General features: G+C 40.9%; 17 protein-coding genes and 3 pseudogenes. 2 read left to right on the plus strand and 18 right to left on the minus strand.

The genetic code is table 11. The features are described 5' to 3' along the window. Positions 1–47: 47 nt before the first annotated feature. The 10 genes and pseudogenes from ACFOU2_RS18605 to ACFOU2_RS18645 all read right to left on the minus strand — a co-directional run bounded on the left by ACFOU2_RS18605 (position 48) and on the right by ACFOU2_RS18645 (position 12,001). Complete coding sequence (locus tag ACFOU2_RS18605) at positions 48–992, minus strand: diacylglycerol kinase (RefSeq protein ID WP_377917790.1); 945 nt, start codon at positions 990–992, stop codon at positions 48–50. A 365-nt stretch (positions 993–1,357) separates the two neighbouring features. Further along, positions 1,358–2,788 carry an Asp-tRNA(Asn)/Glu-tRNA(Gln) amidotransferase subunit GatB gene (gatB, locus tag ACFOU2_RS18610; RefSeq protein WP_377917791.1) on the minus strand — a complete coding sequence of 477 codons (1,431 nt, stop codon included), beginning with the start codon at positions 2,786–2,788 and terminating at the stop codon, positions 1,358–1,360. A 14-nt stretch (positions 2,789–2,802) separates the two neighbouring features. Next, positions 2,803–4,260 (minus strand): Asp-tRNA(Asn)/Glu-tRNA(Gln) amidotransferase subunit GatA, encoded by a 1,458-nt coding sequence (gatA, locus tag ACFOU2_RS18615; RefSeq protein WP_377917793.1) that lies wholly within the window; start codon positions 4,258–4,260, stop codon positions 2,803–2,805. A 16-nt stretch (positions 4,261–4,276) separates the two neighbouring features. After that, the gene (gatC, locus tag ACFOU2_RS18620) at positions 4,277–4,567 is read right to left on the minus strand and encodes an Asp-tRNA(Asn)/Glu-tRNA(Gln) amidotransferase subunit GatC (RefSeq protein WP_377917795.1); all 291 of its coding nucleotides are present in this window, start codon (positions 4,565–4,567) and stop codon (positions 4,277–4,279) included. A gap of 363 nt (positions 4,568–4,930) precedes the next feature. Further along, entirely contained in the window at positions 4,931–6,109 is a 1,179-nt protein-coding gene (locus ACFOU2_RS18625) for a CamS family sex pheromone protein (protein ID WP_377917850.1), read from the minus strand. A 170-nt stretch (positions 6,110–6,279) separates the two neighbouring features. Then, the gene (ligA, locus tag ACFOU2_RS18630; protein ID WP_377917797.1) at positions 6,280–8,286 is read right to left on the minus strand and encodes an NAD-dependent DNA ligase LigA; all 2,007 of its coding nucleotides are present in this window, start codon (positions 8,284–8,286) and stop codon (positions 6,280–6,282) included. Between the two features lie 36 nt (positions 8,287–8,322). Then, positions 8,323–8,535, minus strand: a pseudogene (locus ACFOU2_RS25730) (hypothetical protein); the annotation flags it as partial. Positions 8,536–8,583: 48 nt separating this feature from the next. After that, positions 8,584–8,721: pseudogene (locus ACFOU2_RS25735) on the minus strand (hypothetical protein); the annotation flags it as partial. 741 nt (positions 8,722–9,462) lie between these two features. After that, positions 9,463–11,277 (minus strand): annotated as a pseudogene (pcrA, locus tag ACFOU2_RS18640) (DNA helicase PcrA); the annotation flags it as partial. A 28-nt stretch (positions 11,278–11,305) separates the two neighbouring features. After that, entirely contained in the window at positions 11,306–12,001 is a 696-nt protein-coding gene (locus ACFOU2_RS18645; RefSeq protein ID WP_377917799.1) for a heptaprenylglyceryl phosphate synthase, read from the minus strand. A 512-nt stretch (positions 12,002–12,513) separates the two neighbouring features. On the opposite strand from ACFOU2_RS18645, the gene ACFOU2_RS18650 reads away from it, so the two are divergent. Then, the gene (locus ACFOU2_RS18650) at positions 12,514–13,896 is read left to right on the plus strand and encodes a glycine--tRNA ligase (RefSeq protein WP_377917801.1); all 1,383 of its coding nucleotides are present in this window, start codon (positions 12,514–12,516) and stop codon (positions 13,894–13,896) included. A 144-nt stretch (positions 13,897–14,040) separates the two neighbouring features. On the opposite strand, the gene ACFOU2_RS18655 is transcribed toward ACFOU2_RS18650, so the two are convergent. The 4 genes from ACFOU2_RS18655 to ACFOU2_RS18670 all read right to left on the minus strand — a co-directional run bounded on the left by ACFOU2_RS18655 (position 14,041) and on the right by ACFOU2_RS18670 (position 17,442). Continuing rightward, positions 14,041–14,178 carry a hypothetical protein gene (locus ACFOU2_RS18655; protein ID WP_377917803.1) on the minus strand — a complete coding sequence of 46 codons (138 nt, stop codon included), beginning with the start codon at positions 14,176–14,178 and terminating at the stop codon, positions 14,041–14,043. A gap of 131 nt (positions 14,179–14,309) precedes the next feature. Further along, positions 14,310–14,624, minus strand: coding sequence for a YerC/YecD family TrpR-related protein (locus ACFOU2_RS18660; protein WP_377917805.1), 315 nt, complete (start codon positions 14,622–14,624; stop codon positions 14,310–14,312). A 4-nt stretch (positions 14,625–14,628) separates the two neighbouring features. Continuing rightward, positions 14,629–15,669, minus strand: a complete 1,041-nt coding sequence (locus tag ACFOU2_RS18665) for a DUF3048 domain-containing protein (RefSeq protein WP_377917806.1) — start codon at positions 15,667–15,669, stop codon at positions 14,629–14,631. Between the two features lie 30 nt (positions 15,670–15,699). Beyond that, positions 15,700–17,442: an adenine deaminase C-terminal domain-containing protein gene (locus ACFOU2_RS18670; RefSeq protein WP_377917808.1), complete on the minus strand. Its 1,743-nt coding sequence runs from the start codon at positions 17,440–17,442 to the stop codon at positions 15,700–15,702. Between the two features lie 117 nt (positions 17,443–17,559). Between ACFOU2_RS18670 and ACFOU2_RS18675 the strand changes: the two genes are divergently transcribed. Then, positions 17,560–17,814, plus strand: coding sequence for a YgaP family membrane protein (locus tag ACFOU2_RS18675; protein ID WP_377917810.1), 255 nt, complete (start codon positions 17,560–17,562; stop codon positions 17,812–17,814). Between the two features lie 177 nt (positions 17,815–17,991). Here ACFOU2_RS18675 and purD read toward each other — a convergent pair whose 3' ends face one another. The 4 genes from purD to purM all read right to left on the minus strand — a co-directional run bounded on the left by purD (position 17,992) and on the right by purM (position 22,637). Continuing rightward, positions 17,992–19,260 carry a phosphoribosylamine--glycine ligase gene (gene purD, locus ACFOU2_RS18680; protein WP_377917812.1) on the minus strand — a complete coding sequence of 423 codons (1,269 nt, stop codon included), beginning with the start codon at positions 19,258–19,260 and terminating at the stop codon, positions 17,992–17,994. Between the two features lie 151 nt (positions 19,261–19,411). Further along, a complete protein-coding gene (purH, locus tag ACFOU2_RS18685) occupies positions 19,412–20,950 on the minus strand; it encodes a bifunctional phosphoribosylaminoimidazolecarboxamide formyltransferase/IMP cyclohydrolase (protein ID WP_377917814.1) in 1,539 nt (512 codons plus the stop codon). 47 nt (positions 20,951–20,997) lie between these two features. Continuing rightward, positions 20,998–21,600, minus strand: a complete 603-nt coding sequence (gene purN / locus ACFOU2_RS18690; RefSeq protein ID WP_377917816.1) for a phosphoribosylglycinamide formyltransferase — start codon at positions 21,598–21,600, stop codon at positions 20,998–21,000. Next, positions 21,597–22,637, minus strand: a complete 1,041-nt coding sequence (purM, locus tag ACFOU2_RS18695; RefSeq protein ID WP_377917818.1) for a phosphoribosylformylglycinamidine cyclo-ligase — start codon at positions 22,635–22,637, stop codon at positions 21,597–21,599. Before purM ends, purN begins: the two co-directional genes overlap by 4 nt. Position 22,638 lies beyond the last annotated feature (1 nt).

A 22,638-nucleotide genomic window follows, 5' to 3' on the forward strand; every position in this document is an offset into this window, starting at 1 on the left:
ATCTTGAGGAAAAGGTCCATTTAGCGAAGATGTTCAAGATGATATTTTTACACGTCTGGAAGATTCTCGCCTCTCTCCATTGCTTCTGCTTTTTTCTTTGGTACAAACACTTCGATATGCCGGTATAAGTTAACGAATTCTCCAGGGAGCAATCCCCCATATTCTCCGTCTAAATTCAATTGCATTTTTTCATCTGTGAACACTTTAACGCGATTCGCTTTTGTATAAATCAAATTTGGATCGTTAATATGATCCCCGCGTAAAGCGAGTGTCGCAATCCGGATAAATTCTGCAAGGTTCGTTTTCTTTAAAATAATTAAATCAAACATTCCATCATTTAAAGAAGAATCTGGTACTAACTTTTCAAAACCGCCAACTGAATTCGTTAACGATACAAGAAACAACATAACTTCGCCTTCAAACATTCTGCCATCATACTCAACTCTAACGTTTGTCGGCTTAATGGACGGTAAAATTTCCATCCCTTTAAGATAGTAAGCAAGCTGTCCAAGCATCGTTTTTAATTTACTTGGCACTTCGTATGTCAACTCTGTTAAACGTCCGCCACCGGCAATATTGATGAAATAATGCGTTTTTCCTTCGTTTGTCACACTGCCAAGATCAATAGGCACTGAAACACCCTCTGTAATCACATCACAAGCTGCTTCAATCGTTGTTCTTGGTACACCAATGGCACGGGCGAAATCATTAGTCGTCCCAACAGGTATAATTCCTAATTTTGGACGATATTCCTGTTCGGCAATACCGTTGACTACCTCATTGATCGTACCGTCTCCGCCTGCCGCAATGACTAAATCAAACTTGCGCTCAACAGCCTTGCGCGCCGCCTTAGTTGCATCACCAGCTCCTGTTGTCGCGTGGCAAGATGTTTCATAACCTGCCTGTTCCAATTTTTGTAACACTTCCGGTAAATGTTTTTTAAATAGCTCACGTCCGGAAGTCGGATTGTAAATAATCCTTGCTCGTTTCATATCCCATCATCCTATAAATAATGATAATTTTTCACTAATCCTTATTATCGTAAACTTACTCCTTTTTCAAACATGTCCTTTTCTATTCTACACGAAAAAAACACCACCCACCAACGAGCAGCGTCTCTAAGTTGAAAAGTACACCAATTTGCGCAAATAAGTATAACAAATATAGAAAAAACAAGCAATTATCACTAGAAAATAGCTTATTAATGAGTGAATTAATCCCGATTATTTCCTTTGAAGAATATCTTTTGCATCATTTAGTGTTCAAATTATTTATGTTTCTAAGCTTGTAGCTGTCCCTGGAAAGCTACATAACGTAATAGCCCTCCCTTCAGAAGAAGGGAGGGCTATTACATTACTTAGCGCTTTTGAATTTCTTCTAACAATAATTTATTAACCATCGGCGGATTCGCTTGTCCTTTAGTAGCTTTCATGATTTGACCAACCAAGAAACCAATTGCTTTCTCTTTTCCGTTCTTGTAGTCCTCGATGGATTGAGGATTTGCATCCAGGGCTTCTGTAACGATTTTGCGTAAAGCACCTTCGTCCGAAATTTGAACAAGACCTTTTTCTTTGACGATCTTTTCGGCATCGCCGCCGTTTTCAATCAGCTCTTTGAATACTTTCTTGGCAATCTTAGAAGAAATGGTACCGTCTTGGATCAATTTGATCATACCAGCTAAACCTTCCGGTGTTAGCGCAACATCTTTCAACTCTTTTTGCTCTGCATTTAAATAAGCAGATACTTCACCCATTAACCAGTTAGATGCCAGCTTAGCATCGGCTCCGGCATTAACTGTCGCTTCGAAGAAATCCGCCATTTCCTTCGTTACCGTTAAGACTTTGGCGTCATAAGATGGCAAACCAAACTCTTCTACATAGCGCTTTTGACGTGCATCCGGAAGCTCAGGGATTTCTGCACGCACCCGCGCTTTCCACTCATCATCAATGTGCAGCGCCACAAGGTCCGGCTCCGGGAAGTAACGGTAATCATCAGAACCTTCTTTTACGCGCATTAAGATCGTTGTTTTGCTTGCCTCATCATAGCGGCGTGTTTCTTGTTGGATTTCTCCACCTGAAAGAAGCACTTTTTCTTGACGTTTCTCTTCGTACTCAAGACCTTTTTGAACGAAGGCGAATGAGTTTAAGTTCTTCAGCTCTGTCTTTGTACCGAATTTCTCTTGACCGATTGGACGAAGAGAAATGTTCGCATCACAACGAAGAGAACCTTCCTCCATTTTACAGTCTGATACACCTGTGTATTGGATAATGGATTTTAATTTTTCAAGGTATGCGTATGCTTCTTCAGGAGAACGCATATCAGCCTCGGATACAATCTCCACTAAGGGAGTACCTTGACGGTTAAAGTCTACTAAGGAATAACCGTCGCCTGTATGCGTTAATTTCCCTGCATCTTCCTCTAAGTGAAGACGGTTAATGCGAATACGTTTGGTTTTACCGTTCACTTCAATGTCAATCCAGCCGTTCTCGCCAATCGGCTTGTCAAATTGAGAAATTTGATATGCTTTTGGATTGTCTGGATAGAAATAGTTTTTACGGTCAAATTTCGTGTCTGTCGCAATTTCGCAGTTTAATGCCATTGCAGCCTTCATCGCAAACTCCACAGCCTGCCTGTTTAAAACAGGAAGTACGCCTGGATATCCTAATTCAATAACACTCGTTTGCGTATTTGGATCCGCACCGAATGCATTGGGACTTGCAGAGAAGATTTTTGACTTCGTTTTTAACTCAACGTGTACTTCAAGACCAATAATTGTTTCAAAGTTCATCTTGTTCTCACCCCTTACAATGCTGGTTTTGCTTTATGATGTTCTGTTGCTTGCTCGAACGCATGAGCAACACGGTAAATGGTCGATTCATCAAAGTGTTTACCTATGATCTGCAATCCTAAAGGCAACCCATCAGAAAGTCCGCATGGTACAGAAATCCCTGGAACACCTGCAAGGTTAACCGGAATCGTTAAGATATCATTAGCATACATGGTCATTGGATCGCTTGTTTTCTCACCGATTTTAAATGCCGGTGTCGGTGTTGTTGGTCCAATGATGACATCGTATTTTTCAAATACATTTTCAAAGTCTTGCTTGATTAATGTACGGACTTGTTGTGCTTTTTTATAGTAAGCATCATAATAACCGGAGCTTAATGCAAACGTACCAAGCATGATGCGGCGTTTAACTTCGTCACCAAAGCCTTCGCTCCGTGTTTGTTTGTACATCTCAATTAAGCTTTCAGCGTTATCTGTGCGATAACCGTAACGAACACCGTCAAAGCGGGCAAGGTTCGCTGATGCTTCAGAAGACGATAATAAATAGTAAGTTGCTAACGCATATTTAGAATGCGGAAGGGAAACCTCTTCCCAAGTAGCGCCTAATCCCTCTAATGCTTTTAACGCATCCAGAACGGATTGACGAACTTCTTCACTTACCCCTTCACCTAAATATTCTTTCGGTACGGCAATCTTCAAGTCTTTAATATCGCCTGTTAAAGCAGATACATAATCAGGTACATCAACATTAGCGGATGTCGAATCCATTGGATCTAACCCCGCAATGGCTTGAAGTAAGTAAGCATTATCTTCTACCGTTCTTGTGATTGGTCCAATTTGATCCAAAGAAGACGCAAACGCAACTAAACCGTATCGAGATACACGGCCATATGTAGGTTTCAAGCCAACAACGCCACAATAAGAAGCCGGTTGACGGACGGAACCACCCGTATCTGAGCCTAATGAGAATGGTACTTCTCCTGCTGCAACTGCCGCTGCCGATCCACCACTTGAACCGCCTGGTACATGACCAAGATTCCATGGGTTTCTCGTTAATTGAAGGCCTGAATTTTCCGTAGAAGACCCCATCGCAAACTCGTCCATGTTCAACTTACCAATGGTAACAGCCTCTGCGTTTTTTAGTTTTTGAACAACAGTTGCATCATAAATGGGGTCGAAGTTTGCTAGAATTTTACTAGAGCATGTTGTACGTAAGCCATTTGTTACAATGTTATCCTTGATGCCGATTGGCATACCAAATAATAGACCGAATTCATCCTTCGTTCCTAATGCTTCATCTAATTCTTTTGCATAAGTATGAGCCTGTTCTTCATTTAACGCTAAAAATGCGCCTACTTTTTCGTCTACTTCATTAATACGTTTATATGATTCGTCGACAAGGTCTTGTACACGAATTTCTTTGTTATGTAACTTCTTATGTAATTCCGATATCTTTGAATCAAAAAGTGACATAATAAAGCCTCCTTCCTTACTCTAAAATAGATGGTACACGAATGTATCCATCTTTGTGGTCTGGTGCATTTTTCACAACCTCTTCAATCGGTAAGCCCTGTTTCGGCTCATCTTCACGCATTACGTTCTTCATCGCTAATACGTGCGAAGTTGGCTCTACATTCGTTGTATCTAATTCATTTAATTGTTCTGCATATGTAATAATCGCATCTAACTGTTTTTGAAACATGGATGCTTCTTCCTCTGTAATCGCTAAACGCGCTAAATGTGCAACATGCTTTACTTGGTCGATTGAAATTCTTGACATGTCCTTTCACCTCCGGATATTCGTCCCACTGCAATATACTGATAATACCAAACTTTAGCCTAATGGAGCAACCTTTCACCATAGTTGTTTTTTTGTATTTTTATCCCACTATCAACATGCACAAACGAGAGAAAACCGCCCTTTTTCATTCAAGGACACTTCGTTTCCTGAGAGTTAGTTTTAAAGATTAATATATTGCATTCCCTTCCCTGCCCAATACAAAAAACGGTTACATATCATAATTTTCATTTTACTGGAATATACTGACTACTCCAAACATCAAAATTATTAAAATATTAAAAAATATTTTTATATAATATATAAAAAGGGGTCCGGACGCCTAAAAATACGTCCAGACCTCTTTTATTGATAAATATGAACAAACGGTTTTTCTTTATTTGCTTCTCTTACAATGACACTTTCAGGTCCAGCGGTAGAAGTAATATATACTTGAGTCGAGATATGAGGAGGAAAATGCTCAAGCATTAAACCAGCCACATATTGGGTAAACCCGATAACCTCGCCTTTTCCGTAAAATTGAATTGGAATCTCAACGGTCATCTGCTGTAATTGTCCGTCTTTGTAATAACCGCGGGCAATGACACTTGTAAAGTTAGGGAAATAATCTTCAATCTTGCTCTTGAATTCATTAAACATCATGGCATCGTCCCGATAGTCTTTCGTTGCTTCAGATGAAGGAAATAAGTAATATTTCTCATCTATCTTTTCCCAGTTATCAATCGTTGCCTCTCCTTTGTCAGCTGCTCCTACGGCAAAGAAGTTTCCTGGAGTAATAGAATTTTTAGGCATTTGTTTAAACAGACCTATCGTGATTGGAACTTGTCCGAGCCCTTCCATTTCCCTCATGCGTTTAATAATCTCTTCTGCTATTTTCTTTCCTTCCCGTTCAAGCTCTTCTTGTTTAATTTTTACTTCCCGAGGATACCCATGCTCTTCGGCGTAGTAATGAGTCGAATTTAAAGCTAAGCCAATCATGATGCCGCCGAGTTGAAGCTTCTCATCATCACCTTTAATTAAATAATCTTGCTCTAAAATATGGGAAAGATATATCGGACTTCTTTTATTTCGTTCTTCTAACGAACCCTTTCCCGTATCAATTGGGTTTAATCCTAAGTTTTGGACTTTTTTGTCTTTCGATTCTTTTTGGGCCTCTGCTAATTGTTGATCGGTCTTTTTTCTCTTTAACCACGCCTGAACAGTTTTTTTCTCGAGATATTGCCCTTCTTGATAAAAATACTGATCGGCGGGAAACTCAGACTGTGCCAATCTCATTAAGCCAGTCTCAAATTCTGTAATATCAAGGCGGTTATTTAAATTAGATGCAACAAGTCCTCTCGCTTCTCCTGCTTTAAACGGAAGGATTGTTCGATAATAACTATCTGAAATACTAAACTTTGGAATAATTGCTTTTTCTTTTTTAGAATCCGTCTGCTGTACAACTTCATCCTCTTTTTTGAAATTAGGTGCACACGCTGAGACAAACAGCATGACGATGAGAGAAATTAAAAACGTTTTTTTCAACAAAACATTTGACACCTCTTATTAATTAATATATAGACACTTATAGACAAATGAGAAAATCCTTCACACTCACTGAGGGGGGGGAGAGCTGTAAAACAATCTCCATATAAAAGACAAACAGCCACTTTTTTACAAGGTTATTTAAGTTTTAGGCTATTGTTTTACTGCTCTTATTTATTTAATTCTTGGAGCATTCGAGCTTCGTCCCAAACTTCGATACCAAGCTCTTGTGCCTTTGTTAATTTGGAGCCGGCTTCTTCTCCTGCAATGACAAGATCGGTCTTTTTACTGACACTCCCGGTGACTTTTCCGCCAAGTTCTTCAATCTTGGCTTTGGCCTCGTTACGTGCTAATTGTTCGAGCTTTCCGGTTAGTACAATGGTTTTGCCGGCGAAATAAGAATCGATCTCTGATGGCTCAACTTGCCTTGGCCCTTTGTATGTCATATTCACATCGAATGACTCTAATTCAGCCAAAAGCTCGAGTACTTCCGGCTGGGAGAAATAAGTGACAACGGCATCAGCCATTTTATCCCCTATTTCGTTGATTGCTACTAATTCATCATAGGTTGCTTCTTTTAGCCTGTCCATCGTTTCGAAGTGTTGAGCCAATGTTTTCGCAGCTTTGGCACCTACATGACGAATCCCTAAGCCGAACAATAGCTTCTCTAAAGAATTGCTTTTCGATGTTTCAATCGCTTGGATTAAATTATCAGCTGATTTCTCTCCCATTCTTTCCAATTGAATGAGCTGCTCTTTTGTTAAACGGTATAAATCAGCAACATCGTGAACGAGATCTTCCTTAAACAGCTGTGTAATCACCTTTTCACCTAAACCATCGATGTTCATGGCGTTACGGGACACAAAATGAATGAGCCCTTCACGAATTTGAGCGGGACAGCTAGGATTAATACAGCGCAACGCAACCTCGCCTTCCAAACGCACAAGTTCACTATCGCATTCCGGACAGTGTGTCGGCATATGAAACTCTTGCTCTTCACCGCTTCTGCGATCTACAATGACATTTACCACTTCCGGGATGATGTCTCCTGCCTTTTTCACGACAACATAGTCACCGATATGAATGTCTTTTTCGCGAATAAGGTCTTCGTTGTGCAAGGACGCACGTCTTACAATCGTCCCGGCAACTCGAACCGGCTCCAGTAAGGCGGTTGGCGTTACGACACCTGTCCGCCCTACATTCAGCTCAATTCCTAAGAGCCTTGTCATCACTTCTTCAGCCGGGAACTTATAAGCGATGGCCCAGCGTGGACTTTTGGCAGTTGTACCAAGCTGTTCCTGCTGGTTAAATAAATCGACCTTAATGACAATGCCGTCAATTTCATAAGGTAAATCAGGCCGCTTCTCTCTCCAGCTATCCACATATTCTAAAACCTCATCTATCGTAGCACATTTCTGGCGGTTTGGATTCGTCTTAAAGCCCAATTTATCAAGTAAATTTAATCCTTCACTATGGGACTCAACCCCTGTATTTCCTGCATCGGCAATCGCATACAAAAATAAATCGAGATTGCGCTTTGCCGCAATTTTAGGGTCAAGCTGTCTTAACGAACCAGCCGCTGCATTTCTTGGATTAGCAAAAGGAACTTCTCCTTGCTCAGCCTTGATTTCGTTTAAAGCATCAAACGATTTCTTTGGCATATAAGCTTCGCCTCTTACTTCGATCGAAAGAGGCTCCGGCAAGCGCAGCGGAATAGAACGAATCGTTTTTAAGTTAGCACTAATATCTTCTCCCGTTGTTCCATCACCTCGCGTCGCTCCCTGTACAAAATAGCCGTCCTCATAGCGAAGGGAAACAGCTAATCCATCAATTTTCAGCTCACAAACGTAAGCAACACCATCTCCCACTACCTGGCGGACACGGCGATCAAAATCGCGCAGGTCCTGCTCATTGAAGGCATTTGCCAAGCTTAACATCGGTGTTTTATGTTCCACTTTTTCAAATGCATCCAGCGCTTGTCCTCCAACTCGCTGGGATGGGGAGTCGGATGTTCTTAACTCGGGAAATTGCGTTTCAAGATCAATTAGCTCTTGCATTCGTTGATCGTATTCCGCATCAGGGACACTCGGATTATCCAGTACATAGTACTCATAATTGTAACGGTTCAACTGATCATGCAGCTCTTGAACACGAACCTTAGCCGTTTCTACATTCATTCCTTTTACTCCTTTACACAATTCGTGATTGACAAATTATACTTTCGTAACAGGTGCAAATTTCGCCAACAAACGCTTAATGCCAGTCGGGCTCGGGAACGCAATATCGAGCTCCTTTGAATCCCCTTCTCCTTTTACACTTACTACTGTACCAATTCCCCATTTTTTATGCTCGGCTTTATCCCCCACTTGCCAATCAATCGATTCGCCCCCAGTTGAGGATAGAGCAGGGCGTGCGGCCATCGAACGTTTTACGGGACGATTGACTGTGGATGGAGAAAGCGATTTTTTGCGCTCGTTCAATCGCTCCACCAATTCATCTGGGATTTCGTTAATGAAACGGGACATCGGATTGATGTTTGTCTTACCAAACAACGTTCTCATCTGCGCATGAAGAAGATAGAGTACTTCCTCCGCCCTTGTAATTCCTAATGGTGATAGGTAAGCCTTTGATGTGATCTCCAGCTTTTCCCCCACCCCACACCGTGCGTGCGGCTTTCACCGCACACGGCGTTCCATCTAAGTAAACAGGTTATCATAATAAGGATAGCGATTAACCTGTCCCTTAGACTTGGGGCCTTCCCTCCACTCCTTATTATCAGAGTTTCATTGGTACTACACCCCTACTGCCATCCCTATTCATAACTCTTTCACAGCCTAGGCTTGCTGCTCCCCAAGTTATTACTTAATCGTTAGGGACTTCTGACGTTCCGAAACTGCTAGGTATATAACTATACTTAGGTCCTGCCTTTACCCCGATTACCTCTCTTTATAGAGTGAAGCAACCCATTAGCTTCATCCATCACAAACCGCTACGATATCTGTTCTGGAAAGTAATTAATTAGCCTTCATTTCTAAAGACCGCTCTACGAGGCGTACATTCAGCAGTTCGTCATTGATTTTTCAAATTCTAACCATATATAGCTCCCTGTCCGCATCACTTTCGCAGTATGTTTAACCTTTCCTCAGCTTAACCTGTTAGGGCTACTCGACGCGACTTCACCCCGCTTCACACGCATTCGTTACCAAACACGCATGGGGGAGTATTAACAGCCATCTAGTCATGGGATTTATTTGGGTATCCCACCGTGGTCTCACAGTTTCAGTTGTAACTAACAAATCGTTAGCCCAGACAATCCTTCGAGCAAGCTCGATTTCTGTCTAACGTCACGCACCATAAGCTAAACGACGCTCTTCTTCCATTTCTTCTTCCTCTTGAAGGGAGCGGCTGTGCGGGAAGACTCCTTCTTCCAGACCGATTAAAAAGACTTCTGGGAATTCTAATCCTTTAGCAGAGTGCAGTGTCATCAAAATAACAGCATCATTTTCATCTTCCTCACTGTCAAGCTGGTCGATATCCGCTACTAGAGCCAAATCCGTTAAAAAGGCAACAAGGCTCTTATCTTCACTGCCCTTCTCAAAGTTTTGCGTGACAGATAAGAACTCATCAATGTTTTCTAGGCGGCTTTGTGCTTCAATTGTCTTTTCCGCTTTCAGCATGTCGCGATAACCCGTTCTTTCCAGGACTTCTCCCACTAACTCGGTAACAGATAAATAATCCTGCATATTCGCTAAATTTGTAATCATGTCACGGAATGCAATCAAGGCATTGACCGCTTTTGCACTGAGCCCAATAAAGTCGACCTCCCCTAATGCCTTAAAAATGGAGATATCGTGGGCAATCGCGTAATTAGCCAGCTTATCAACAGAAGTAGCACCGATTCCCCGCTTCGGCACGTTCACAACACGAACCAGGCTGATGTCATCATCAGGATTGGCAATTAAGCGTAAATAAGCAAGCATGTCCTTGATCTCTTTACGGTCGTAGAACTTAATACCGCCGACAATCGTATAGTTAATATTCGATTTTAACAGCACTTCCTCCATTACACGTGATTGGGCATTCGTACGATAAAGGATGGCAAAGTCCGAGTACTTTCGTTTGCCGCTTTCTACTGCTTGTTTAATTTTACCCGCCACAAACTGAGCTTCCTCATGTTCACTCATTGCTTGATAGTGGAAAATTTTTGTTCCTTCATCGTTTTCTGTCCATAAATTTTTCGGCTTACGATTCAAATTGTTCGCAATGACTTCGTTTGCCGCGGCTAAAATGTTTTTCGTTGAGCGATAGTTTTGTTCTAGCAAAATAACGGTCGCTTGGGGATAATCTTTTTCAAATGACAAGATGTTAGCAATATCCGCTCCGCGCCAACGGTAAATGGATTGATCGGAGTCCCCGACCACACAAATATTTTGGAAGCGTTCCGCCAGTAACTTAACAAGCTTGTATTGAGCATGGTTTGTATCCTGGTACTCATCTACATGAATGTATTGAAACTTTCGCTGGTAATATTCTAACACTTCCGGAACGCGTTCGAATAACTGGATTGTAATCATAATAAGATCATCAAAATCTAACGCCTGATTCTTTTTTAATCGCTTTTGGTAATCGATATATACTTCACTGACCATCTGCTCATACGGGCTCGCAGCAGTCTTGTCAAATTGCTCCGGTTTGATTAATTCGTTCTTCGCTGAACTGATCGTTCCTAAGAAAGATCGAGGATCGAACTTTTTCGGATCGATGTTTTTCTCTTTTAAAATCGCCTTAATAACCGAGAGCTGATCGGTCGTATCAAGGATCGTAAAGTTACGGTTATAACCGATGCGATCAATATCTCTTCGTAAAATGCGAACACACATTGAGTGGAACGTCGAAATCCAGATTTCATCTGCCGCTCCGCCTAGTAAGCTGGTAATACGTTCTCTCATTTCGCGCGCGGACTTATTTGTAAAGGTAATGGCTAAAATATTCCAAGGGGCAACTTCTTTTTCTGCCATTAAATACGCAATGCGATGCGTCAGCACCCTTGTTTTTCCACTTCCCGCTCCTGCCATAATAAGTAAAGGGCCGTCTGTTGCTTTGACCGCCTCTTGTTGTTTTGGATTCAAACCTGACAATAATTTTTCACTTAAAAATTGCAATGACATCACTCCCAAACCAAACATTCGTTCTGTTTTATCGTACCGTATTTTTCACTGCTTGTACAGTTTGCAAAGCAGTTGTCAAATCTTTATAAATTACGTTTCCTACTACTACTGTATGAGCTGCCTGAGCCATCTCTGCTGCTTGCTCCATCGACTCAATGCCCCCGCCATAAAACACCCGCGTATGCTGCATTGTATCCTTTACCAGCTTCACTAATGAAGCATTTCCGTACACGCCGCTATACTCTAGATAAAAAATGGGAAAGTGAAACATTTGCTCCGCCATTTGAGCATACGCGATCACATCCTCTTCTGTTAAATGGGTGTTCGCTTCTGTCACTTGAGCTGCCTTACAATTCTCATTTAAAATGCAATAACCTTCTACAAGGATTTCATCCCAATTCATGATATGTCCGTACTCTTTCATGGCTTCATGATGCAGCCCTACAATCCAATCGCGTTTCCCGCTGTTGAGGACCGTAGGAATAAAGTAAAAATCAAAGCCCGGAGTCACCGTTTCAATCGCCGATACTTCCAGTACACACGGAACCGTATAACGACGAATGCGGGCTAGTAAACTCAGCACGTTGTCCAATGTAACTCCATCTGTTCCCCCAACTACTACCGCATCTGTTCCGGATTCACAAATGCGTTCCAGGTCTTCATCTGAAATATCTTTATTCGGATCTAATTTGAAAACGTGTCGCCACTCTTTAATATCGTACATAGTGTTTGTTAACCTCCATTCGTTGCTCCATTACAACATTATAGCAAAACTGCATACCATATACGAAAGCAAATCCTACCTAAACACGTGAATAAAAAACTTCCATCAGTGGGTTTTTCCTCCGTCCCCCACTTAAACTTCTCCGATTACGCCAAGTTTTAAAGCGGGGGTCTTACTGCTCGGGTAAAGAGATTCTTATAACAATGCTTGTTTAGTTAAATCTGATGTGCTAATATATAGACAAAAATTGATACCATATCATACTATGAAGGACCAATAGTATCTAAATCCTCTTCATTATATAAGCGATCTAGGGGCGGTGAGAGCCTAGAGAAAGATTTAGAGAAACGGCAGTCTGGAGTGTGCATCTGAAAAGAGGATACACCAAACGTGTATCAAGCAGGGTGGAACCGCGGGAAACAATCTCTCGTCCCTGGGCATTAGGCCTGTGGGATGGGGGATTTTTTTATTGGTTTTTTCTCTGCCCACTTATTACGAAGGAGGAAAATTGTATGTCAGTTTCAATGGAACAAATCGTTTCTCACGCAAAGCATCGCGGCTTTATCTTCCAAGGTTCTGAAATTTACGGAGGTCTCGCTAATACGTGGGATTACGGCCCTCTTGGCGTGGAGTTAAAAAACAATGTCAAAAAAGCTTGGTGGAAAAAGTTTGTTCAGGAGTCCCCATACAATGTTGGTTTAGATGCTGCTATTCTTATGAACCCAAAAGCTTGGGAGGCTTCCGGTCACTTAGGTAACTTCAACGATCCAATGATTGACTGTAAAAATTGTAAAGCCCGGCACCGTGCAGACAAGCTGATTGAAGAAAAGCTGCAAGAAAAGGATATTGAGATGATCGTAGACGGCCTTTCTTTCGATCAAATGATGAGTCTAATTAAAGAACATGAAATTACATGTCCAGAGTGTGGTTCTGATAACTTTACAGAAATTCGCCAATTCAACTTAATGTTTAAAACACACCAAGGTGTGACGGAAACATCTGCTAACGAAATTTACCTGCGCCCTGAGACAGCACAAGGGATTTTCGTGAACTTTAAAAATGTTCAACGTTCCATGCGTAAAAAGCTTCCGTTTGGTATTGCTCAAATCGGTAAAAGCTTCCGTAACGAAATCACTCCTGGCAACTTTACTTTCAGAACGCGTGAATTCGAGCAAATGGAACTTGAATTCTTCTGTAAACCAGGCCAAGAGCTTGAATGGTTCAACTACTGGAAAGAGCACTGCCATAAGTGGTTACTATCCCTTGGTCTAACGGAAGAGAGCATCCGTCTTCGTGACCACTCAGAAGATGAGTTATCACACTACAGTAATGCGACAACCGACTTCGAGTATAAGTTCCCGTTTGGCTGGGGTGAGCTATGGGGTGTTGCATCTCGTACAGACTATGACTTAAAACAACATATGGAACACTCAGGGGAGGACTTCCAATATATCGATCAAGAAACAAATGAACGGTATATCCCTTACTGCATTGAGCCATCTTTAGGGGCAGACCGCGTGACATTAGCATTCTTGCTTGATGCCTATGAAGAAGAAACGTTAGAAGACGGTACATCCCGTACAGTGATGCATTTGCATCCTGCCTTGGCACCTTTCAAAGCAGCTGTGCTTCCTCTTTCTAAAAAGCTTTCGGATGAAGCAAAAACGGTATTTGAAGACTTGGCCAAACACTTCATGGTGGATTTTGATGATGCCGGCTCCATCGGTAAACGTTATCGCCGTCATGATGAAATCGGTACACCGTTCTGTATTACATTTGACTTTGACTCATTAGAAGACAAACAGGTAACAATCCGCAACCGTGACACAATGGAACAAAAACGTGTGCCAATCAGTGAATTAAAAACTCTTATTGAAGAAGCGGTTCAATTTTAATGAAGCCAAAAAAGCATTCCTCGAAGAATGCTTTTTTGTTTCCTAAAAACAAGAAAATCGCCTGTACTCTTTATCATTAAGATAGACAGGCGATTTTAACGGGCGACCTCCACGTCACTATTCATTTTTTCCACTCCAATTGCCTTAATGTGAATTACTTAACATCGTTTGTACTTGTTCTGTTGTTGTATTGCGGATAAACTCAATAAAATCGATACCTTTTACTCCGAACTTTTCACATTTCTCCATATACCTGTTATATGCTTGTGTATACATTTCCATTTTATAATTCTCCCCTCGCTCTGTTTTATAACAGATTATTTATTTTATATTTATTATATAACAGAATCCCTAAAAATAGTCAATATCTTTTCAAATTATATAGTAAAAAGTATCCCCAAAAGGGATACTTTTTACTTGTTTTCTTCTTTGTTTTCATCTGAGCTGATGCGCTCAAGCACCATTTGGTAAGCATCACTGCCGTAGTTCAAACAACGCTTTACACGAGAAATCGTTGCTGTACTCGCACCCGTCTCTGTTTCAATTTTATGATAAGTATTCCCTTCACGCAGCATGCGAGCTACCTCTAACCTCTGTGCAAGTGATTGAATTTCGTTCACAGTGCACAAGTCATCAAAAAAGCGATAACATTCTTCAAGGTCTTTTAATGATAATACAGCTTTAAATAATTGATCTAACTCTTTCCCACGAAGTTTATCAATCTGCATGAACTCAAACTCCTTTTTCATTGCTTTGAATGGAAACAATATGTTCTAAACCAGGTGATAATGGAACGATATTAATCCAAGTCTTCCCTTTTATAAAATGAATGGGATTTCCTTCTCGATAGGGGACAATTCTACCGTTCTCGTTTTTCCATTGAACCGGAAGGGCTTTTCCTTTCTGTATTAAATACCCTTTTCCGCCCGAGGTTAAATCAATATCTCGTCTTCCTTGTTGATCAACAATCTCATGGTCCATTTCTACAATGAGTATATTATCCATTTGTACAGGTTGCTTTGTATTATAATCAATGAGCTTTTCATTGCTTGTGAATCGATCATATCGCCCGTCTTTCTTATTATACACATATTCGACTTCAGACATAGACCCGCGTGAATAGGATATGGTAATTTTTTGAGCCTTTTTCCCTTCTGACTCAAAGGGCTTCTCCTGAAATAAAAGAGGTTCGACTTCTTCTTCCATTTCATACCCTTTCAACCCCGCACCTTTTAAAATATTATCGTATGAAATATATGAATCGTGCGGTGCCTTTCGAAACGAAACCCTTTCAAACAGTATCCCATCAAAAAACAACCCATTTAAATGATCGACATCGCCGGATTCGAGCATTTGCTTCGCTTCCGGACTCCAGCCATGACATATATACAGTGCATGATAGCCATTGCTCAAGTCAATGTAATAATCCCTGGCACTTCTAACCGGACCGATAAATGCTGGCTTCTCGCTATGAAAGATAGCCAAAAAACGTGTGATATCACCTTCAGCCAACGCCTCATATACAATATCAGCCTGCGGTAATCCTGCCTGCGGTCTTGCCTTTGGATGATTATTAATCATGACCGCAACAGGTCGATTCATCAATTCTTGATCAACTTCGACTCCTGTTAAAGGAGATATGTAAGAAGCGGTCGCTTCTTGTGATACACTTACTTCGGATGTATTTGTTTTCTCTTTAATTTTTGGTTTCTCTGTGGGTTGACATCCCGCTAACAATGCTAACAAACTTAAACAAATAAAATATTTTTTCAAGGCAGGCACAACCTTTACCACTTTTATATTTTAACGCATTATTGACGGAAACAGTACTACTTTATTCATTACATCGTAAATTCCATTTGGCGTAATGCGAATATACGGTAAATGTGTAGAGGAAAAGAATAGCAGGGAATAAATCGGGTCACTGTAACAGTAGCCTCTCTCGCGCAGCAGACGACTCAGCTGCTTTTCCTCTTCCATTAGATCTTCTATCTTTTTATCGGACATGATTCCATTTAGAGTGAGGGGTACTTCATACACGACTTCTCCGTGTTCCACTAATACAATTCCTCCGCCAATCTCCTTCATGCGCTGAAAAGCCTTGAGCATATCCTCTTTGTTTTTGCCAATCAATACAATATCTCCCGTATTAGAAAACGAGCTTGCAAATCCTAAAACGTTTGTCGTAAATCCTTTAATGATCGTATTGATCCGCCATTTTCCCTGACGATCAACGAGCATCATGAAACTCCCATCGTGAGAAGTTGAAAGTTCATCTCCTGAAATGTCAATTCCTATAGAATAAGGTTTAATAATGACGGCGTTTTCCATTAACATCCCCAATGGCATTGAAAACTGCATATCATCCATCGTCAAATCCCAGTCTAACTTTAGTGGAGCAAAGTCATGCTCTTCCCATGGAAACGGATTGAATGCATTCTGCACTTCTCCATCTTTTACAATCCAATCTCCTTTTGCTAAAACAGAGATAGGGGTCGGGTTCTTGATGGAATCTAGGAAATTAATATTCGCTACGCGTCCTGTTGCAATACTGCCGTGCAAGTATTCGATATTATAGTAACGTGCAATATTAATGGTGGCCATATTATAAGCATCGATAACCGGAACCCCTTGCTTGATAGCCAGCCTGATGAGATGATCGGAAACCCCTTTTTCATAGAAAGAAGGAGGAGATCCATCTGTATTCATCATCATTTTATCGTAATGCTGAATGCCTAGTTCTTGAATTTCTTTCAGCAGCTTTGGCAGGTCAGGTCGAATAGATGAATGACGAAGCGACACCGTATATCCTTGAAGAAGCCTCTTTAACACATCTTCCCCTGTCATAGCCTCATGATCGCAGTCCGCTCCTAACAGCATAAGCTTAGCAAGTGTCATTTCAGACGAGCCTGGAAAATGACCTTCAATTTGTTTTCTCATTCGCTTTGCCTCTTGCATCCAATGCAGCATCAAATCATCACCCGATAATAACTTAGGCCAGCCTGTAAGCTCTCCCCCTTGTAATACGGCATCATGTTCCAACCACGCTTTTACGTTGGCATGTGAAAAGACAGTCTCTTCATGCACGATTTCAGTTTGCGGATCAAAGCGGCACCACCAATACATCGTAGCCGGAATTGTACGCATCTCTTTCAAAAAAGAAAACGCTTTCTTTTTTGTTAAATGCAAAGCTAAAATCATATTATCATTGATAAGTGTCGTGGTTCCGTGCTGTGATGCATATTTTGCAAACGAATGGGGATTATATAATTGAAAAGGATGAACATGGGGTTCGATATATCCAGGAACAAGAAACAATCCTTGGCAATCTATTACTTCAGTATCTTTTAACTTTTCAGGCATTTCATTTCCTACATAAACAATCCGGTCTTCGTAAATCCAAATGTTTGCTGAAAGCCAACTTCTTAAATGCTGGTTTAAGTAGGTGGCATTTTTCAGTAATAAAGTGGGTGATTTCTGCCCATTTAAAACTGCTACATGCTCACGCAGGTGTTTATTTTTCCAGCGATATCGTTGTTCAAGCATGTACAACTCCCCCCTTCATCATAATGGTTATTTCAATCGTAACATATTAACCATATTAAAGCACTAAAGAATATGTGAATTTTTTACAAAAAATTATAGGAATATAGGTGATAGAATATGAAGCCAAATATCGGTATTATAAATGCACTTGTCCGTATCACATTTGGTTTTACCGTTTTGACATGGGCTACAGCCCGATTAGCCAAGAGACCTTACCGTGAATCCTACCTTTTAGCTGCGATGATGGGTGCAATGAAAGTTGGGGAAGGAATCACCCGTTTTTGCCCGTTAACTTTCTTATATGATAAATATCAGCAAGATCAACAACAGCAGCAAATAGAGCAAGAGTCATCTACCTTCAATCCTTCTTAAACGACAAAAACAAGATACATTTTAATATGGGGGTAAATAGACGCACAAACGTTTTCAACATTTTAAAAAGTAAAACGGATGTTTTGATTTACTAAAAAAGACAAGCAAATGATCCCGCTTGTCTTTTTCACATTTACCGATTCAAGAAGAGAGTATAGTCAGACTAGTTGCAAACAATTAAAGCGACGTTAATTTTAATGCTTTGTCTGCAATATCATCACGGTAGAATAAACCTTCTGATGATAGCTGTTTAAGTTCCTTATATACTTGTTTTTGGGCAAGTTCTAATGTATCGGCTTTGCCTGCTACAAGAAGCACGCGTCCCCCATTGGTTACATAAGTACCGTCCACTAATTTTGTACCTGCATGAAACACGAGTGCTTCATTGCTTACATCGTTTAGACCGTAAATCGGCGTGTTCTTCCTGTACTCGTTTGGATAGCCTTCGGCAGCAACTACTACCCCAACAATTGCTTGTTCTGTCCATTTCACATCAACTGCTTTATCTTCCAATAAGTTAAGCAATACTTCCACTAAGTCACTTTCCATTCTTGGTAATACGACTTGTGTTTCCGGATCACCAAAACGGGCATTGAATTCAATGACTTTAGGGCCGGTCGTTGTTGCCATTAAACCAGCGTATAATACACCTGTATATGGACATTCTTCTTTCATCATTGCTTCCGTCATCGGATGCACAATGGTTTCAATTGCTGTTTGCACAACCTCTTCATTGATTTGAGGAACAGGAGAGTACGCGCCCATTCCGCCTGTGTTTGGACCTTTGTCACCGTTATATGCACGTTTATGGTCTTGGGCAATCACCATCGGGTACACCCTTGTACCATTGACAAATGCCATTAGTGAAAACTCCTGCCCTTCAAGGTACTCTTCAATGACTACTTTGCGGCTTGCTTCATCGAATTTCCCTTCAACCAGCATTTCCCGAAGTGTTTGAATGGCTTCTTTTATTGTCATTGCTACCGTTACACCTTTACCCGCAGCTAAACCATCTGCTTTAATAACGATTGGAGCCCCTTTTTCCTCAATATATGCTTTTGCCGCTTCATAATCTGTAAATGTCTTGTAATCAGCAGTAGGAATTTTATATTTTTCCATTAATTGCTTCGCAAAGTCTTTGCTGCCTTCAATCATTGCTGCCTTTTGTCTCGGACCAAATATTTTTAGTCCCTCTTTTTCAAATGTATCAACAATGCCCTCAATAAGTGGTATTTCAGGACCGACAATCGTTAAACCTATATTGTTTTCCTTTGCGAATGCAACTAGTTGATCTTGTGCATCTTCTTGAATCGGGACAAGGGTTGCTACATCTGTCATTCCATCGTTTCCGGGTGCAACAAAAACCTTTTCTACTAATGGACTTTGTGATACTTTCCATGCAATCGCATGCTCTCTGCCGCCTTTGCCGATAATTAAAACATTCACTATACCCACCTCATTGAACTACAAGTTATTGTTAAGTTTATCGCTTTTTTACAGCTTACGCCCTAGCTACCCCTGGAAAATGAATTTCCCCCTCGAATAAAAGCGCTTTTTAAGAAGAAATTCATTTTTTCTTAGGGCCTATGCACTTTTTTTAATGTTTGAAATGTCTCACGCCTGTGAAGACCATTGTAATACCATACTCGTCTGCTTTTTTAATTGAGTCTTCATCACGGATAGAACCACCAGGCTGAATGATTGCTGTAATGCCTGCTTTTGCTGCTGCTTCAACTGTATCGCTCATTGGAAAGAAAGCATCAGATCCTAACGCTGCACCCTTTGCTTTTTCCCCGGCTTGATTGATGGCAATTTGTGCTGCACCTACACGATTCATTTGACCGGCACCAACACCGATTGTCATATCATCTTTTGCAAGTACGATTGCATTTGATTTCACATGCTTAACAACTTTCCAAGCAAGATTTAGATCTGCCCACTCCTGTTCTGTTGGTTGGCGTTTTGTTGGGACTGTGATATTCGCATCATCAAATCCGTAAGTATCCTCTTCTTGAACAAGCAAACCGCCTTTAATCGTTGTTAATTGTACTTCTCTCTTTTCGCTTTGATCAAACTCGATTGTTAACAAGCGTAAGTTTTTCTTTGTCGTTAAAATGTCTAATGCCTCTTGAGTAAATGAAGGAGCAATAATGATTTCTAAGAAGATTTCATGCATTTTAGCAGCTGTTGCACCATCAATTGGATAGTTAGCTGCAATGATACCGCCAAAAATAGACGTTGGATCTGCTTCGTACGCTTTTCCGTATGCTTCTTCGATTGTTTTACCAACACCGACACCACAAGGGTTCATATGCTTGACTGCTACTACTGCAGGTTCAGTAAATTCTTTTACAATTTGTAATGCTGCATTGGCATCGTTAATGTTGTTGTATGAAAGCTCTTTACCATGCAATTGTGTCGCCGTTGCGATTGAGCCTTTTTGCGCTAGTGGTTTTTTGTAAAACGCCGCTTGTTGATGCGGATTCTCTCCATAACGCAAGCCTTGAACCTTTTCAAACGTAACTGTTAACTTTTCTGTGCTCGTCTCACCAGTGATATTTGTTAAATATTCAGCAATAAGCGCATCATATGCTGCCGTATGGCGGAACACTTTCGCCGCTAAACGCTGATTTGTTTCAAATGAAACTGTTCCATTCTCTTTTAGTTCCGTAATAATTGTTTCATAATCAGCTGGATCTACTGCCACTGTGACAGATTGATAGTTTTTCGCTGCTGAACGTAACATTGAAGGGCCGCCAATATCAATGTTTTCAATTGCCTCTGCAAGGGTTACATCCGGTTTTTCAATAGTCTGTTGGAATGGATATAGGTTGACAACAACTAAATCGATTGGTGTGATGTCATGCTCTTCAATTTGTTTTTGATGATCTTCGTTTGCTCGAAGTGCTAATAAACCGCCATGGATTTTAGGGTGTAGTGTTTTCACTCTGCCATCTAAAATTTCAGGAAAACCTGTCACTTCTGAAATACCAATAACCGGAATTTTATTTTCTTGCAATACTTTTTTTGTTCCACCAGTTGAAATAATTTCATATCCCAGCTTGGTCAACTCTCCGGCAAATTCAAGAATACCATTCTTGTCTGATACACTAATAAGAGCACGCTTCGCTGTCATGCTGATTCCCCTCTCACTTTGCTTTTGTTCATTATCATGGTAAAGTATTAAAAAGTTTTTATCAAGGAATTTCCTGCTTTTTTGATTTGCTGAAATAGCTGTTGTAGTGTCTCAGCATAAATGGCATGTTCAACTTGATGAATACGCTGCTCAATCGTTTCTCTCGTATAGCCTTTCCCGATTTCAATGGCTTGCTGTGCGATAATTGGCCCGGTATCCATTCCTGCATCTACATAATGAATGGTAACACCCGTTACTTTTACGCCTGCTTTTACCGCTTGGCCAATTGCATCTTTTCCAGGAAAAGACGGTAACAGAGAAGGGTGGATATTAACGATTTTCCCTTTAAACTTCTCTAGAAGCACAGAGCCAATCAAACGCATATATCCTGCTAGCACAATAAACTCTACATTTTGTTGTGAAAGTTGTTTGTAAATTTCTGTTTCATATTCCTCTTTACTGGCAAAATCTTTGGGAGAAAAGACGAATGTCTGAACTCCCGCCTTCTCTGCACGTTCAATGACTTTAGCATCCGGTTTATCACACACAAGCAAAGATACCTGCGCTTGAAGTCTGCCTGATTGGGTCGCATCGTAAATGGCTTGAAAGTTACTTCCGCTTCCTGATGCAAACACTGCGATGCTAATCATACAATTGCTCCTCCGCCAAATTGAACGCCTTCTTCATTCGTTACACGGCCAATAATATAAGCTTTCTCACCTTCCGCTTCAATAGCCCGAATAGCAGAATGCAAATGATCAGGTGACACAGCCAATACGAATCCAATCCCCATATTGAATACTTCAAACATCTCTTTTCGATTCAAGGCACCTTTTTCTTGAATAAAATCAAAGATGTAAGGAATTGGCCATGATCCATAATCAACCTCAACCCCTAAACCTGCTGGAAGCATACGCGGGATATTCTCATAGAAACCGCCTCCCGTAATATGAGCCATCCCTTTAATGTTTCCTGCTTCCAGTGCATGTAGGACAGCTTTCACATAGATTTTAGTCGGTTTTAACAGCTCTTCACCTAAAGTTACATCAAAGCCATCATATGTTTGATGTAAATCAAGTTTAGCATCTTCCAATAAAACTTTTCTTACAAGCGAATAACCGTTGCTGTGAATACCGCTGGAAGAGATCCCAATCAAAACATCACCAGCTTCAATCGTTTCACCTGTGACAAGCTTTGACTTTTCTGCTACACCAACGGAAAAACCAGCCAAATCATATTCTTCTTCACTATATAATCCAGGCATCTCCGCAGTCTCTCCTCCAATAAGAGCACAACCTGCCTGCTCACATCCGTCTGCCACGCCCTTAACAATGTGTTCAATTTTCTCAGGAACAGCTTTTCCGCACGCAATATAGTCAAGGAAATAAAGCGGCTCAGCTCCTTGAACAACAATATCGTTTACACACATTGCCACTGCATCGATTCCGATTGTGTCATGTTTATCTAGTAAAAAAGCAAGCATCAACTTCGTTCCGACACCGTCTGTACCTGAAACTAAAACAGGCTCCTTCACATTTAGAAGCGATAAATCAAACATTCCGCCAAAGCCGCCTACCGCTCCTAAAACGCCCGACCGCACTGTACGCTTAATATGCTTTTTCATCCGGTCAACCGCTTCATATCCTGCTTGTATATCGACTCCTGCTTGCTTATATGACTGAGACATA

It is taken from the genome of Bacillus songklensis (assembly GCF_042649685.1).
Classification (GTDB): Bacteria; Bacillota; Bacilli; order Bacillales; family Bacillaceae_H; genus Bacillus_BA; species Bacillus_BA songklensis.

Bases quoted from the DNA above. Each gene is read 5' to 3' on its own strand.
- ACFOU2_RS18605 (WP_377917790.1), bottom strand. From the start codon at position 992: ATGAAACGAGCAAGGATTATTTACAATCCGACTTCCGGACGTGAGCTA.
- gatB (WP_377917791.1), bottom strand. From the start codon at position 2,788: ATGAACTTTGAAACAATTATTGGTCTTGAAGTACACGTTGAGTTAAAA.
- gatA (WP_377917793.1), bottom strand. From the start codon at position 4,260: ATGTCACTTTTTGATTCAAAGATATCGGAATTACATAAGAAGTTACAT.
- gatC (WP_377917795.1), bottom strand. From the start codon at position 4,567: ATGTCAAGAATTTCAATCGACCAAGTAAAGCATGTTGCACATTTAGCG.
- ligA (WP_377917797.1), bottom strand. From the start codon at position 8,286: ATGAATGTAGAAACGGCTAAGGTTCGTGTTCAAGAGCTGCATGATCAG.
- ACFOU2_RS18645 (WP_377917799.1), bottom strand. From the start codon at position 12,001: ATGTACGATATTAAAGAGTGGCGACACGTTTTCAAATTAGATCCGAAT.
- ACFOU2_RS18650 (WP_377917801.1), top strand. From the start codon at position 12,514: ATGTCAGTTTCAATGGAACAAATCGTTTCTCACGCAAAGCATCGCGGC.
- ACFOU2_RS18655 (WP_377917803.1), bottom strand. From the start codon at position 14,178: ATGGAAATGTATACACAAGCATATAACAGGTATATGGAGAAATGTGAA.
- ACFOU2_RS18660 (WP_377917805.1), bottom strand. From the start codon at position 14,624: ATGCAGATTGATAAACTTCGTGGGAAAGAGTTAGATCAATTATTTAAA.
- ACFOU2_RS18670 (WP_377917808.1), bottom strand. From the start codon at position 17,442: ATGCTTGAACAACGATATCGCTGGAAAAATAAACACCTGCGTGAGCAT.
- ACFOU2_RS18675 (WP_377917810.1), top strand. From the start codon at position 17,560: ATGAAGCCAAATATCGGTATTATAAATGCACTTGTCCGTATCACATTT.
- purH (WP_377917814.1), bottom strand. From the start codon at position 20,950: ATGACAGCGAAGCGTGCTCTTATTAGTGTATCAGACAAGAATGGTATT.
- purN (WP_377917816.1), bottom strand. From the start codon at position 21,600: ATGATTAGCATCGCAGTGTTTGCATCAGGAAGCGGAAGTAACTTTCAA.
- purM (WP_377917818.1), bottom strand. From the start codon at position 22,637: ATGTCTCAGTCATATAAGCAAGCAGGAGTCGATATACAAGCAGGATAT.